The sequence below is a fragment of the Streptomyces massasporeus genome (genome assembly GCF_014648995.1).
Lineage (GTDB): Bacteria > Actinomycetota > Actinomycetes > Streptomycetales > Streptomycetaceae > Streptomyces > Streptomyces massasporeus.
Genome location: NZ_BMSE01000016.1, coordinates 210,991 through 227,272, shown reverse-complemented (window position 1 = coordinate 227,272; position 16,282 = coordinate 210,991). Strand labels below are relative to the sequence as shown.

Genomic DNA, 16,282 nt, shown 5'->3' with positions numbered 1-16,282 from the left:
CGCATGCGACACCTCAAGACGACGGATACGCCGACCCGGCAGAGCAGCCAACACCTCCTCAACCGCATCGTCCGCGCCCGAGATCACCACCGCCGACGGACCGTTCACGGCCGCCACACCCACCGCGTCACCACGCTCACCGATCGCGGCCAGAACCTCCCCCTCAGAAGCCTCCACCGCGACCATCACACCCCCGGCCGGCAACGCCTGCATCAACCCCGCACGCGCCGCCACCAACCGAGCCGCCTCACCCAGATCCATCACCCCCGCCACATGCGCAGCCACCAACTCCCCCACCGAATGACCCGCCACAAAACCAGGCCGCACACCCCACGACTCCACCAACCGGAACAACGCCACCTCAAACGCGAACAACGCCGGCTGCGTCCACCCCGTCCGCGACAACAACGACCCCTCGACCGCGAACATCACCTCCCTCAACGAACCACCCAACAACGGATCCAACACCCCGCACACCTCATCCAACGCCCCCGCGAACACCGGGAACGAGACATACAACTCCCGCCCCATCCCAGCCCGTTGCGCACCCTGACCCGAGAACACCACCGCCAGAGCACCCCCTGTAGGGCTGACCGGGGTCAGGTGGCGGAGACCGTCGAGGAGTTCGGCGGGCCCCGTGCCCACGACCGCGGCGCGGTGCGGGAGGTCTGCTCGGGTGGTGGCCAGGGAGTAGGCGATGTCCAGGGGGGCGGGGGCGCCGGGGGCCGAGGCGAAGGCGTGGAGCCGGTCGGCCTGGGCGGTGAGCGCCTGGGGCGTGCGGGCGGACAGGAGCCACGGCAGTACGGGCAGGGCGCGGGAGCCGGTGGTCTCGGCGGGCGGGGCGGCCGGGGCCTCTTCGAGGATCACGTGCGCGTTGGTGCCGCCGAATCCGAAGGAGGACACACCCGCGCGGCGCGGCGCGTCCTCCCGTGCCGGCCAGTCACGCGCCTCGGTGAGCAGCTCGACCGCGCCCGTGTCCCACTCCACGAACGGTGACGGCTCGTCCACGTGCAGGGTCCGCGGCAGCACACCGTGGTGCATCGCCTGCACCATCTTGATCACACCGCCGACACCCGCGGCGGCCTGCGCGTGCCCGATGTTCGACTTCAACGACCCCAGCAGCAAGGGCTGTTCACGATCCTGGCCGTACGTCGCCAGCAACGCCTGCGCCTCGATCGGGTCGCCCAGCCGCGTGCCCGTGCCGTGTGCCTCCACCGCGTCCACCTCAGCGGGCGTGAGACGAGCGTTCTCGAGGGCCTGACGAATGACACGCTCCTGCGACGGGCCGTTCGGCGCCGTCAGACCGTTCGAGGCACCGTCCTGGTTCACCGCACTGCCCCGCACCACCGCCAGCACCCGGTGCCCGTTGCGCACCGCGTCCGACAGCCGCTCCACGACGAGAACACCGGCCCCCTCCGCCCAGGCCACACCGTCGGCTCCGGCCGCGAAGGACTTGCAGCGGCCGTCGGGCGACAGGCCGCGCAGGCGGGAGAACTCCAGGAAGGCCACCGGTGTCGACATCACCGTGACGCCGCCGGCCAGGGCGAGCGAGCACTCGCCGTTGCGCAGCGCGTTGACCGCGAGGTGCAGGGCGACCAGCGAGGACGAGCAGGCCGTGTCGACGGAGACCGCCGGGCCCTCGAAGCCGTAGGTGTAGGAGAGCCGACCTACGGCGATGCTGCCGGCGCTGCCACTGAACAGGTAGCCCTCGAAGTCCTCCGGCGGCAGATGGGGGCGTGAGCCGTAGTCGTTGTACATCTGGCCCGTGAACACGCCGGTGTCCGAACCGCGCAGGGCGGTGGCGTCGATGCCGGCGTGCTCGAACGCCTCCCAGGCCGTCTCCAGCAGCAGCCGCTGCTGCGGGTCGATCGCCATGGCCTCGCGCGGCGACATCCCGAAGAAGGCCGGGTCGAACTGGTCGGCGTCGTAGAGGAATCCGCCTTCGCGGGCGTACGAGGTGCCCGTGCGGTCGGGGTCCGGGTCGTAGAGGCCGTCCACGTCCCAGCCCCGGTTGCCGGGGAACCCGCCGACGGCGTCGGTGCCGTCGGCCACGAGGCGCCACAGGTCGTCGGGCGAGGACACGCCGCCGGGGTAGCGGCAGGCCATGCCCACGATCGCGATCGGCTCGCGTCGCCTGTCCTCGATGTCCCGCAGCTGCCGGCGTGCCTCACGGGCATCGGCGACGGCCTTCTTCAGGTAGTCGCGGAGCTTGTCCTCGCCCGCCATGGTGTGTCAACTCCCGTGTGTCGTGTGGTGATCGGTGCCTAAGTGGGCGGTGTGGCTCAGTTCAGTTCGTCGCTCAGTTCAGTTCGTCGCTCAGTTCAGCTCGTCGACGAGGGCGAAGAGTTCGTCGTCGGTGGCCGAGTCCAGGTCGTCGTCCAGGTCGTCGTCCAGGTCCTGGGCCGAGGCGCCGGCCGGGGCCCCTGCCGCGCTGTCGGCGGCGTCGAGGAGTTCGCGCAGTCGGGCGGTGATCCGGCCGTGGGCGGACGCGTCGGTGGCGGCCGCCTCGATGGCGGCTTCGAGCCGGGCCAGTTCCGCGAGGACCGGCTCGTCCGGCGCGGTCTCCTCGACGGTGAGGCGGTCGCCGAGGTACGAGGCGAGCGCCCTCGGCGTGGGCTGGTCGAAGACGAGGGTGGTCGGCAGCCGTAGTCCCGTCTCGGTGGCGAGCTGGTTGCGCAGCTCGACGGCGGTCAGGGAGTCGAAGCCGAGTTCCTGGACCGGCCGGTCGGCGTCGATCGCCGTGTGGTCGGCATGCCCGAGGACGGCGGCCACCCGGCCGCGGACGAGGTCCACCAGCGCCCGTTCCCGGTCGGGGGCGGCCAGGGCCGCGAGCCGCTCGGCGAGCCCCTGGCCCTCCGGGCGACCGGCGGGGGCGTCACCCGAGGCCACCGCGCGGCGTGTGCTCGTGGCGCGGACGAGTCCGGCAAGGAGGGGCGGTACCCCGTCGCCCAGGGCGCGGATCGCCCGGGTGTCGAGCCGGGTGACGGCGAGGACGCTCTCTCCGGTGGCCGGAGCGGCATCGAAGAGGGCCATCGCGTCGTCGGTGGCCAGCGGCAGCAGGCCGGAGCGCGCCAGGCGGCGCAGGTCCGCCTCGGCGAGGTGACCGGTGATGGTGCTGGTCTCCTCCCAGAGGCCCCAGGCGAGGGAGGTCGCGGGGAGTCCGGCAGCCCGGCGGTGCGCCGCCAGCGCGTCCAGGAACGCGTTGCCGGCGGCGTAGTTCGCCTGACCCGCCGTACCCAGCAGACCCGACACCGACGAGTACAGGACGAACGCCTGAAGGTCCATGTCCCGGGTCAGCTCGTGCAGATGCCACGCAGCGTCCACCTTCGGACGCAACACGGAATGCAACCGCTCGGGCGTCAGCCCCTCCACCGTCACGTCGTCCAGCACACCCGCCGTATGCACCACGCCCGACAACTCACCCACGCCGAGCAGCAGTTCGGACAGCGAAGCGCGGTCCGTCACATCACACGCGGCCACGGTCACCGAAGCGCCCAGAGCCTCCAGCTCCGCCCGCAGCTCCTCCGCGCCGGGTGCCGCCGCGCCGCGCCGGCTCACCAGCACCAGTGAGCGGACCCCGTGCACCGTCACCAGATGCCGGGCCGCCACAGCACCCAGACCACCGGTACCGCCCGTCACCAACACCGGGCCCTCGCCCCAGGCGACCGCACCACCGTCACCCGGCACCGCCCGCCGCAGCCTCGGCACCACCAACCCACCCGACCGCACCGCCACCTGCGCCTCACCCGAGGCGACTGCGGCGGTGAGGGCAGACGTGCCCCTACCGTCGAGGTCCAGGAGCTGGATGCGGCCGGGACTCTCCGACTGGGCCGTGCGCAGCAGGCCCCAGAGCGGGGCGTGGGCCAGGTCGGTGACGTCCTCGTCGGACGCGGTGGCCACGGCGCCCAGGGTGGTGACCACGAGGCGGGCGTCCGCGAACCGGTCGTCCGCGAGCCACTCCTGCACCTGGACGAGCGCTTGGTGAGCGGCCTCCCGGGCGGTGTCCGGCAGCGTCTCGCCGACGGGCGCGGAGAAGTGGGGAGCGAGGACGACCGCGGGCACGGGTGCGCCCGCCTCGACGTCCCGGGCCAGCGCGCCGAGGTCCGCGTAGGAGCGGACCGTGCCGTCCGTCAGGCCGAGGTCCGGGGTGGATCCGAGGACCGCCCAGGTGGTGAGGTCGGCCGTGGCTTCCGCGATGGCCGGCCTGCTCCACTCGACCTTGAGCAGGCCGTCGGCGGAGCCGGTGCCGGCGGTGCGCAGCGACTCGGCGGACAGCGGGCGCAGGGTCAGTTCCGCCACCTCGGCGACCGGTGCGCCCGAGCCGTCGGCCACGGTGAGCGCGACCGTCGTGGAACCGCCGTTCGCGGCCTCGGGTGCCGCCGCTCCGGCGAGTCGGACCCGCAGCACGGACGCGCCCGTGGCGGTCGCGCTCACTCCGGCCCAGGAGAACGGCAGCACCGGCCGGCCGTCGTCACCGGCGACTCCGGGGAGCAGCGGGTGCAGGGCGGCGTCGAGCAGGGCCGGGTGGAGGGTGAACCGGCGCGCCTCGCCGCGCTGGTCCTCGTCGAGGGCGACCTCGGCGCAGAGGTCGTCGCCGACCGTCCACAGCCGGCGCAGGTTGCGGAACGCGGGCCCGTAGGCGTAGCCCTGCTCGGCGAGACGCTGGTAGGCGCCGGTGAGGTCGATCTCGCGGGCTCCGGCGGGGGGCCAGACCGTGAGGGACGCCCCGGCCGCGTCGGTGCCGGCGCTCAGGGTGCCGTAGGCGTGCAGGGTCCAGGTTCCGTCGTGGCCGGGGTCGCCGTGCGGCCGGGCGTGGATGCGCACCGGGCGGGTCGCGTCGGTGTCCTCGGCGCCGACGGACACCTGGAGGTGTAGGCCGCCGCGTTCGGGCAGCACCAGGGGGGCCGCCAGGGTGAGTTCCTCGACCGTGGCGGCGCCGAGCTGTTCGCCTGCCCGGAGGGCGAGTTCGAGCAGTCCGGTGCCGGGCACGAGCACGGTGCCGGAGACGGCGTGCTCCGTCAGCCAGGGGTGCGTGCCGCGTGACAGGCGTCCGGTGAGGACGTGTTCGTCGCGGTCGGCCAGCGGGACGGCGGCGCCGAGCAGCGGGTGGTCGGCCGCCACGAGCCCGAAGCCCGCGGCGTCCGTGACGGTGGTCGGCGCGTCCAGCCAGTAGCGCTGCCGCTGGAACGCGTAGAGCGGCAGGTCGGTGCCGTGCGCCTCGGGGAAGACGGTGTCCCAGCGGATGTCGGCACCGCGTGCGGCGAGCAGCCCGAGGGCGGCGGCGCACACCTCCGGCTCGGAGCGGCCCCTGCGCAGGAGGGGCGCCACGACGCCGGAGGGCTGTTCCAGGGACTCGGCGACCAGGGCGCTCAGCACCCCGTCGGGGCCGAGTTCGAGCCACTCGGTGACCCCCGCCGCCTCCAGGAGGCGTACGCCGTCGAGGAAGCGGACGGCTTCGCGGATGTGCCGGGCCCAGTAGTCGGGCGAGGCGAGGTCTTCCGCGGTGGCCAGTGCGCCGGTGACGTTGGAGACGATCGGGATGCGCGGCGCGTGGAAGGTGAGGTCCTCGGCGATCGCGCGGAACTCGTCCAGGATCTCGTCCATGTGCGGCGAGTGGAAGGCATGGCTGACGGGGAGGCGCTTGACCCGGGCGCCCTCCTTCTTGAACCGGGCGGCGAGCTCGTCCACGGCGTCGGCGTCACCCGAGATGACGGTGGATCGCGGGCCGTTGACACCGGCGACCGCGACCCGGTCGCCGTAGGGGGCGAGCGCGGCGCGTACCGCGTCCTCTCCGGCTTCGACGGCGGCCATGGCGCCGCCCTCCCGTGCGGCCTGCATCAGCCGGCCGCGTTCGGCCACGAGGACGCAGGCGTCGGGCAGGTCGAGGACGCCCGCGAGGTGGGCGGCGGTGACCTCGCCGATCGAGTGGCCGAGCAGGAAGTCCGGGGTGAGACCGTGGTGTTCGGCGAGGCGGAACAGCGCGGTCTCCAGGGCGAACAGCGCGGTCTGGGTGAACGCCGTCTGGTCGAGCAGCGCCGCGTCCGCGCTGTCCTCGGCGGCGAAGAGCACCGACTTCAGCGGGCGCATGAGTTCGGGGTCCAGGTGGGCGCACACCTCGTCGAGGGCCGCCGCGAACACCGGGGACACGGCGTACAGTTCGCGGCCCATGCCGAGGCGCTGCGCGCCCTGCCCGGTCAGCAGGAAGGCGGTCTTGCCGCGCGGTGACGCGGGGGTGCGCTGGGCGGCCGGGGTGGTCTCACCGCGGCTCAGCGCGGCGAGTCCGTCGAGCAGCTCGGCGCGGTGCCGGGCGGCCACCACGGCCCCGCGGCCGTGCCGGGCCCGGCGGGTGCCGAGGGACCAGCCGAGGTCCGCGAGGGACTGCTCGGGATGGCGGCCGACGTGGTCGTGCAGGCGCCGGGCCTGGGCGCGCAGCGCCGCCTCGTCCCGCGCGGACAGCACGAACGGAACGGGCCCGGACGGCTCCGGCCGCTCGGCCGCCTCCTCGGGGACCACGAACTCCTCGACCACCACATGCGCGTTCGTCCCGCTGATACCGAACGACGAGACACCCGCACGCCTCGGCACGCCGTCCCGGGCGATCCACTCCCGCTCCTCGGTCAGCAACTCGACCGCACCCGCGTCCCACTCCACGAACGGCGACGGCTCGTCCACATGCAGCGTCCGCGGCAGCACACCATGCCGCATCGCCTGCACCATCTTGATCACACCACCCACACCCGCGGCGGCCTGCGCGTGCCCGATGTTCGACTTCAACGACCCGAGCAGCAAGGGCTGTTCACGATCCTGGCCATACGTCGCCAGCAACGCCTGCGCCTCGATCGGATCACCCAACCGCGTGCCCGTGCCGTGTGCCTCCACCGCGTCCACCTCGGAGGCGGACAGACCGGCCGAGGCCAGTGCCTGGCGGATGACGCGCTCCTGCGACGGGCCGTTCGGTGCCGTCAGGCCGTTCGAGGCGCCGTCCTGGTTCACCGCGCTGCCCCGCACGACCGCCAGCACCTGGTGTCCGTTGCGGATCGCGTCCGACAGGCGCTCCACCACCAGCAGGCCCACGCCTTCCGACCAGGCCACACCGTCGGCCGCCGCCGCGAAGGACTTGCATCGGCCGTCGGGCGACAGGCCGCGTTGGCGGGAGAACTCCACGAAGACGTGCGGCCCGGCCATGACGGTCACGCCGCCGGCGAGGGCGAGCGAGCACTCGCCGTTGCGCAGCGCGTTCGCCGCGAGGTGCAGGGCGACCAGCGAGGACGAGCAGGCCGTGTCGACGGTGACCGCCGGGCCCTCGAAGCCGTAGGTGTAGGAGAGCCGGCCGGACACGACGCTGGAGAGGTTGCCGGCGAGCAGGAAGCCCTCGTACTCCTCGGGGCTCGCCGCGAGGCGGGACGCGTAGTCGTCGTACATGGCGCCCGCGAACACGCCGGTGTCCGAGCCGTGCAGGCCGGTCGGGTCGATGCCGGCGTGCTCGAACGCCTCCCAGGCCGTCTCCAGCAGCAGCCGGTGCTGCGGGTCCATGGCGGTCGCCTCACGCGGCGGGATGCCGAAGAAGGCGGGGTCGAACCGGTCGGCGTCGTGCAGGAATCCGCCGTGCCGGACGTAGGAGGTGCCGGTGTGGGCGGGGTCCGGGTCGTAGAGGCCGTCCAGGTCCCAGCCTCGGTTTCCGGGGAACTCGCTGATGGCGTCCCCGCCCTCGGAGACCAGCCGCCAGAGGTCGTCCGGTGAGGCGACGCCGCCCGGGTAGCGGCAGGCCATGCCGACGATCGCGATCGGCTCGTCCCGGGCGGCGGTGGGCCGCGGGGCGCGGGCCGGGGCGGGGGTGGCGGTGTCCTCGATCCGGGTGAGCAGGTGGTCGGTGACCGCGTCGGGTGTGGGGTGGTCGAAGACGACGGTGGCGGACAGCCGCAGTCCGGTGGCGGTGTTCAGGCGGTTGCGCAGTTCGACGCCGGCGAGGGAGTCGAAGCCGCTCTCCTTGAAGGCGCGCTTGGGATCGAGGCGCTGCGGGTCGGTGTGGCCGAGGACGCCGGCCACGATGCCGCGGACGAGGTCGAGGACGGTCTCGCGGCGCCGCTCCTGGGGCAGGGCTGCGATCCGCTGCGCCCAGGTGGTGCCTTCGGTGCCCGCGTCGGAGGCGCGGGCGGCGGTGCGCCGGGAGCGGGGTGCCGGGGCCAGGTCGCGCAGCAGGGGTGAGGACTCGGCGCGCAGTGCCCGCTGCTCGAAGACCACGGGCACGCGCAGCGCGTCGTCACCGGCCAGGGCCGCGTCGAAGAGGGCCAGGGCGTGCTCGGGGGTGAGGGTCCTGATGCCCTGGCGCGTCCAGCGGGCCAGGTCGGCATCGCCGAGGGTGCCGCCCATGCCGTGGGTGCCGTCCCAGAGGCCCCAGGCGAGGGAGGTCGCGGGGAGTCCGGCCGCCCGGCGGTGCGCCGCCAGCGCGTCCAGGAACGCGTTGCCGGCGGCGTAGTTCGCCTGACCCGCCGTACCCAGCAGACCCGACACCGACGAGTACAGGACGAACGCCTGAAGGCCCATCTCCCGGGTCAGCTCGTGCAGATGCCACGCCGCGTCCACCTTCGGACGCAACACGGAATGCAACCGCTCGGGCGTCAGCCCCTCCACCGTCGCGTCGTCCAGCACACCCGCCGTGTGCACCACGCCCGACAACTCGCCCACCTCGGTGAGAAGTTCGGCCAGGGCGGACCGGTCGGTCACATCACATGCCGCGAGCCTCACGGCTGCGCCCAGAGCCTCCAGCTCCGCCCGCAGCTCCGCCGCGCCGGGTGCCGCCTCACCGCGCCGGCTCACCAGCACCAGCGAGCGGACCCCGTGCACCGTCACCAGATGCCGGGCCACCACGGCACCCAGACCACCGGTACCGCCCGTCACCAACACCGGGCCCTCGCCCCAGGCGACCGCACCACCCCCACCCGGCACCGCCCGCCGCAGCCTCGGCACCACCAACCCACCCGACCGCACCGCCACCTGCGCCTCACCCGAAGCGAGGGCGCCGGCCAGGAGCCGGTCGTCGGTGGGGACGTCGGCGTCGATCAGGACCACCCGGTCCGGATGCTCGGACTGCACGCTGCGCAGCAGGCCCCACAGAGGTGCCTGGGCGGGCTCGGAGACGAGGTCGCCGGGTGCGGCGGCCACCGCGCCCCGGGTGAGCACCGCGAGGCGCGCGTCGGCCAGGCGCTCGTCGGCGAGGAAGTCCTGCACCAGGCGCAGGAACACCTCCGCCGTGTGGTGGGCACGGGCCACCACATCGCCGTGTCCGTCACCGGCCGGGGCGCGTACGAGCACCACATCGGCCGTGCCGTCCACCTGCGTGAGATCGGTCGCCTCCACGACACTCGGCGCATCGCCCCCGGGCATCGCGACCGGCGTCCACTCCACGCCGTACAGGGCGTCGTATAGCCGTGGTGCGGAGCGGATCCGGTCCTTGGCGACCGGGCGCAGGGCGAGGGACTCCACGCTGATGACGGGAGCACCGACGGCGTCAGCGGCGTGCAGCGCGTAGGTGCCGGACCCACCGGGCTCGATCCGCACCCGCAGGGTGTCGGCGCCACCCGCGTGCAGGGACGCTCCGGACCAGGCGAACGGCAGCCGGATGGTGTCCGCGGCGGTGTCGTCCCCGGCGGCGTGCAGCACCACGGGGTGCAGGAGCGCGTCGAAGAGGGCGGGGTGCAGTCCGAACCGGTCGGCGCCGCTCCTGTGCGCGTCGGGCAGGGCGACCTCGGCGTACAGCGCGTCGGCCGTGCGCCACAGGCGGGTCAGGCCCTGGAAGGCCGGGCCGTAGGTGTAGCCCAGTCCGGCGAGGCGTTCGTAGGCGTCGTCCAGGGGCATCTCGTCGGCGTCGGCGGGCGGCCACTGGCTCAGGTCGGGGCCGGCCGGCAGGGTGCCGCCGAGGGTGCCGGAGGCGTGCCGTGTCCACAGCTGCTCGGCGTCCGGACCGCTGTCCGGGCAGGCGTGGATCTCCACGGGCCGGCTGCCGGAGGCGTCCGGTGCGCCGACGGCGACCTGGACGCGCACGGCGCCCTGCTCCGGCAGCTCCAGGGGTGCTTCCAGGGTCAGTTCGTCGATCTGGTCGATGCCCAGGCGGCCCGCCGCCGTCAGGGCCAGTTCCAGGAACGCGGTGGCGGGCACGAGGACCGTGCCGGTGATGGTGTGGTCGGCGAGCCAGGGCTGGTCGGCGACGGCGAGGCGGCCGGTGAGCACCAGCCCGTCGCTGCCGGCCAGTTCCATCGAGGCGTGCAGGAGCGGGTGCCCGGCCGGGTCCAGACCCAGACCCCGGGCGTCGAGGGGGCGTTCGGGCGCGAGCCAGTAGCGCTCGCGCTGGAAGGGGTAGGTCGGCAGGTCGACGAGGCGGGCGCCGGGGTGGAAGGTCTCGGCGGCGAGGGGCGCGCCGCCGGTCCAGGCCGTGGCGATCCCGGCGAGGAAGGTCTCGCCCTCGGGGCGCCCGGCCCGCAGCATCGGGACGACGACCGCGTCCGCGTCGGTCAGGGCGGCCCGGGTCAGCGGGGCGAGCACGGCGTCGGGGCCGGTCTCGACGAACACGGTGGCGCCGTGCCGGTGCAGGGCCCGGGCGGCGTCGACGAACCGTACGGGCCGGCGGATCTGCCGTGCCCAGTAGCCGGGCGAGGTCAGCTCGTCCGGGGTGGCGAGTTCGCCGGTGACCGTGGAGACGATCGGGATGCGTGGCGCGTGGAAGGTGAGGTCCTCGGCGATCGTGCGGAACTCGTCGAGGATCTCGTCCATGTGCGGCGAGTGGAAGGCGTGGCTGACCTGGAGCCGGCGGGTGCGGCGGCCCCGGGCGCGCCACTGTCCGGCCAGTTCCTCCACGGCGTCCTCGTCGCCCGAGATCACGAGGGAGTCGGGGGCGTTGACGGCGGCGAGGTCGAATCGGCCCGCCGCCTTCTGAAGGTCGTCGGCGAGCTCGGCTTCGGTGGCCTCCACGGCGATCATGGCGCCGCCCGCGCGTGCCGCCTCCATGAGCCTCCCGCGGGCCGCGACCAGCCGGGCCGCGTCGGCCAGGGACAGCACGCCCGCGACATGGGCCGCCGCGAGTTCGCCGATGGAGTGCCCGGCGAGCAGGTCGGGTGTGGTGCCGTGGTGGGCGAGGAGCCGGAACAGGGCGACCTCTACGGCGAACAGGGCGGGCTGGGTGTAGGCGGTGCGGTGCAGCAGCCGGGCGGGCTCGGTGTCGGCTTCCGCGAACATCACCGTGCGCAGCGGCGGTTCGAGGTGCTCGTCGAGGGCCTCGCACACCTCGTCCAGGGCCGCCGCGAACACCGGGGACGCGGCGTACAGTTCGCGACCCATGCCGGCGCGCTGGGCGCCCTGCCCGGTGAACAGGAAGGCGGTGCGGCCCGCGCCCGCGGCGCTACCGGTGACGACCTGGGCGGTCTCCTCGCCGTCGGCCAGGGCGGCGAGACCGGCGAGAAGCGTGTCGGCGTCCGTGGCGGTGACCACGGCGCGGTGCGGCAGTGCGGTGCGGGTGACGGCGAGGGACGCGCCGAGGTCGGCGGGGTGCGTGCCGCTCTCCGTGACGACGTCGTGCAGGCGCCGGGCCTGGGCGCGCAGCGCCGCCTCGTCCCGCGCGGACAGCACAAACGGAACGGGCCCGGACGGCTCCGGCCGCTCCGCCTCGTCCTGCGCCGCGACGAACTCCTCGACCACCACATGCGCGTTCGTCCCGCTGATACCGAACGACGAGACACCCGCGCGACGCGGCTCACCGTCACGCGCGGTCCACTCCCGCTCCTCGGTCAGCAACTCGACCGCGCCCGTATCCCACTCCACGAACGGCGACGGCTCGTCCACATGCAGCGTCCGCGGCAGCACACCATGCCGCATCGCCTGCACCATCTTGATCACACCGCCGACACCCGCGGCGGCCTGGGCGTGCCCGATGTTCGACTTCAACGAACCCAGGAACAGCGGCTGTTCACGATCCTGGCCGTACGTCGCCAGCAACGCCTGCGCCTCGATCGGGTCACCCAACCGCGTGCCCGTGCCGTGCGCCTCCACCGCGTCCACCTCGGCCGGAGCGAGACGGGCATCGGAAAGGGCGTCGCGGATGACGCGCTGCTGGGAGGGGCCGACCGGGGCGGTGAGACCGTTGCCCGTGCCGTCCTGGTTGATCGCGCTGCCCCGCACCACCGCAAGCACCCGGTGCCCGTTGCGCACCGCGTCCGACAGCCGCTCCACGACCAGGAGGCCGACGCCCTCGGCCCAGGACGTGCCGTCGGCGGACGCGGCGAAGGACTTGGAGCGACCGTCGGCCGCCAGGCCGCGCTGGCGGGAGAACTCCACGAACATGCCGGGCGACGACATGACCGTCGCGCCGCCCGCGAGGGCCAGGTTGGTCTCGCCCGAGCGCAGGGAGCGCACCGCCATGTGCAGGGCGACCAGCGAGGAGGAGCAGGCCGTGTCGACGGTGACGGCCGGGCCGAGCAGACCGAGCTGGTAGGCGATGCGGCCGGACATGACGCTCGGCGTGGTGCCGGTGAGGAGGTGTCCCTCGACGGTGTCGGGGGCCTCGTGCATCCGGGGCCCGTAGTCGAGGGTGGTGGCGCCCACGAACACGCCGGTACGGCTGCCCTTGAGGGCGGCGGCGTCCAGGCCGGCCCGCTCGACGGCCTCCCAGGCGGTCTCCAGGAGGAGGCGCTGCTGCGGATCCATGGCGAGGGCCTCGCGGGGCGAGATCCCGAAGAACTCGTTGTCGAACAGGGCGGCGTCGTGCAGGAAGCCGCCCTCGCGGACGGTGCTGTGACCGCCGTGGGTTGGGTCGGCGTCGTACAGGCCCGCGTCCCAGCCGCGGTCGCCGGGGAAGCCGGATATGGCGTCCCGGCCGTCGGCGACCAGGTTCCACAGCTCCTCGGGAGAGGTGACGCCGCCCGGGTAGCGGCAGGCCATGCCGACGATGGCGATGGGTTCGTGCGCCATGTCGGGTGTGCCGCCCGGCCGGTCCTCGGTGCGGGCGGCCGTGTCCGGGCCGGCAAGGAGGGTGGTGAGGTGGGCGATGAGGGCGGCCGGGGTGGGGTGGTCGAACAGCAGGCCGCTGGGCAGCTTCAGGCCGGTGGCGGCGGCGAGGGCGTCGCGCAGCTCGACCGTCATCAGGGAGTCGAAGCCGAGGTCCTTGAACGCGGCGTGCGGATCGACGCGCCGGACGTCGGTGTGCTCCAGGACGGCCGCGACCTGCTCCAGCACGAGGGCGGTGGCGTCGGGGGCGTGCGGGCCCGGGGCGTCCGGGGCCGCGGCGGTGGTTCCGGCTCCTGTGATGGCGGTCCCGGCTCCTGTGGTGGCGGTCCCGGCTCCTGTGGTGGCGGTAGCGGCGTCCGGCAGGCCCGGCGCGGGCGCCTGTGCGGCGGGTGCGGCCGGGCCGTCGATCCAGTGGCGCTCGCGCTGGAAGGCGTAGGTGGGCAGCGGGACGCGGCGGCCCGGGCCGCCGGCGTGCACGGCCGCCCAGTCGACGGGCGTGCCGCGGACGAACGCGGCGGCGACGCCGGTGAGCAGGGAACGGGTCTCGGCGCGTCCGGCGCGGAGTGTGGCGACGGGAGCGGTGGCCCCGGTGTCGCGGGCGCTCGCGGCGGCCAGCGCGGTCAGGACGCCGTCGGGGCCCAGTTCCAGCAGGGTGGCGGCGCCCAGGTCCTCCAGGGTGCGGACGGCGTCGAGGAAGCGGACCGGACGGCGCACCTGCTCGACCCAATAGGCGGGCGAGGTCCACTCGCCCGGTGCGACGGCGGCGCCGGTGACCGTGGACACGGCGGCGATCCGCGGCTCGTGGAACGTCAGCTCCTCCACGACCGCGCGGAAGGGCTCCAGCATCGGGTCCATCAGCGGCGAGTGGAAGGCGTGGCTGACCGTGAGACGGCGGGTCCTGCGGCCCTGCGCGGCGAGCTGCTCCGCGACGGCCGTGACGCTGTCGAGCGCGCCCGAGAGCACCGTCGCGCGGGGCCCGTTGACGGCGGCGACGGCCACCGGGCCGTCCTGCGCGGCGAGCAGGGGCAGCACCTCGTCCTCGGTGGCCTCGACGGCGACCATGGCGCCGCCGGCGGGCAGTTCCTGCATCAGGCGGCCCCGGGCGGCGACGAGCCGGGCGGCGTCGTCGAGGGACAGCACGCCCGCTACATGGGCGGCCGCGATCTCCCCGATGGAGTGCCCGGCCACGTGGCCGGGGGTGACGCCCCAGGAGGTGACGAGGCGGTACAGGGCGACCTCGACGGCGAAGAGCGCGGGCTGGGTCCAGGCGGTGTCGTCCAGGCCGGTCCCGGAGTCGATCACCTCGGCGAGGGGCCGGTCGAGCAGCGGGGCGAAGGCCCGGCACACCTCGTCGAAGGCGGCGCGGAACACCGGGAAGGCGTCGCGCAGTTCCCGTCCCATGGCGGCGCGCTGGGCGCCCTGCCCGGTGAACAGGAAGGCCGTCGTGCCGGGGCGGACGGCTCCGGTGACGACCTGCGCGGCGGCGCGGCCACCGGCCAGGGCGGTCAGGCCGGCGACCATGCCGGCCCGGTCGTCGGCGAGGACGACGGCCCGGTGGTCGAAGACGGTGCGGGTGGTGGCCAGGGAGTGGCCGATGTCCTCGGGGCGGGGCCCGGGTCCGGCGGTCACGGCGGCGCTCAGCCGGTCCGCCTGCGCGGCGAGGGCGGCGGCGTCGCGGCCGGAGACGACCCAGGGCAGCAGGACGCCGTCCCCGTCCGGGGCCTCGGCCGGTGCCGGTGTGGCCGGCCCCTCCCCCAGGACCACGTGGGCGTTGGTGCCGCCCATGCCGAACGAGGAGACACCGGCGATGAGCGCCCGGTCGGGGGCGGGCCAGTCACCCGTCTCGCGCTGCACCTCCAGGCCGAGTTCGGCCAGCGGGATCGCCGGGTTCGGGGTGTCGAAGTTGAGGCTGGCGGGCAGGCGGCGGTGGCGCAGGGCCAGCAGGGTCTTGATCAGGCCGACGATGCCCGCGGCGCCCTCCAGGTGGCCCACGTTGGTCTTCGCGGACCCGACCCGCAGCGGACCTGCGTCGGAGCGGGCCGTACCCAGCACCGCGCCCAGTGCGGCGGCCTCGATGGGATCGCCGACCGGCGTGCCGGTGCCGTGCAGCTCGACGTACTGGACGGCTTCGGGGGCGAGGCCGCCGCGTTCGTAGGCCTCGCGCAGCACCCGCTCCTGGGTCTCCTGGCCGGGCACGGTCAGTCCGGCGGTGGATCCGTCGTTGTTGACGGCGCTGGCGTGGATGACGCCGAGGACGTCGTCGCCGTCCGCGAGGGCCCGGGACAGCGGCTTGAGGACGACGGCGCCGCCGCCCTCGCCGCGTACGAAGCCGTTGGCGCGGGCGTCGAAGGTGTAGGTGGTGCCGTCGGGCGAGAGGCCGCCGAAGCGCTCCCCGGCGACTGCGGCCTCGGCGAGGATGTTGAGGTTGACTCCGGCGACGATGGCGGCGTCGGACTCGCCGGCGCGCAGGGATTCGCACGCCAGGTGCACGGCGACCAGCGAGGAGGACTGGGCCGAGTCGACGGTGAGGCTGGGGCCGCGCAGGCCGAGGTGGTAGGAGACCCGGTTGGCGATCACGCCGCGGTTGACTCCGGTCATGGTGTGCTGGGTGACGGCTCGGGCGCCGTGCTGGTAAAGCAGCGCGGCGTAGTCGTCGCGCAGGGTGCCGACGAACACGGCGGTGCGGCTGCCGCGCAGGGTGGCCGGGACGATCCCGGCGTTCTCCAGTGCCTCCCAGGCCAGTTCGAGCACGAGGCGCTGCTGCGGGTCCATGACGCGGGCCTCGCGCGGGGCGATGCCGAAGAAGCCGGCGTCGAAGGTGTCGACGCTTTCCAGGAAGCCCCCGTGGCGCACGCCGGGTCCGGTGCCCTCGGACGCGGCCTCGCCGGAGGTCGCGGGCTTCAGGCGGTCCGCCGGGACCGGGGTGATGGCGGAGGTGCCGGTGCTGAGCAGATCCCAGAAGGCCTCGGGATTCCCCGCTCCGGGCAGACGGCAGGAAAGGCCGACGACCGCGATGTCCTCGCTCCGTGCACGGCGCGTCCCGATCGATTCGGACTGGTGCTGATTCGTCATCGCGCTCGACTGCCCTTTCGGCCGAATTACCGCAAGACTGCTGAGTGGGGGAATGTTCGGCCCGATCGTAGGCAGGGGGGTCTCTCACCCTTCTCAGTGTCCGGCCTCGCTTCGGTAATTCGGTCCGGACGAAAAGGAGGGGAAAAGGAGAAGGCGCCATGACCGGGCGGTGGTCGGGGACCGCACTCCCCGTTTTCCACCGCCCGGTCATGGCGCT

General features: G+C 74.2%; 1 protein-coding gene and 1 pseudogene. Both read right to left on the bottom strand.

Translation table 11 applies throughout. The annotated features are described in order from the left end of the window. A pseudogene (locus IE153_RS30020) lies at positions 1-2,223 on the bottom strand (type I polyketide synthase); the annotation flags it as partial. A gap of 93 nt (positions 2,224-2,316) precedes the next feature. Continuing rightward, on the bottom strand, positions 2,317-16,065 hold the full coding sequence (locus tag IE153_RS30015; protein WP_189592906.1) for a type I polyketide synthase: 13,749 nt from the start codon (positions 16,063-16,065) through the stop codon (positions 2,317-2,319). Between the last annotated feature and the right edge of the window lie 217 nt (positions 16,066-16,282).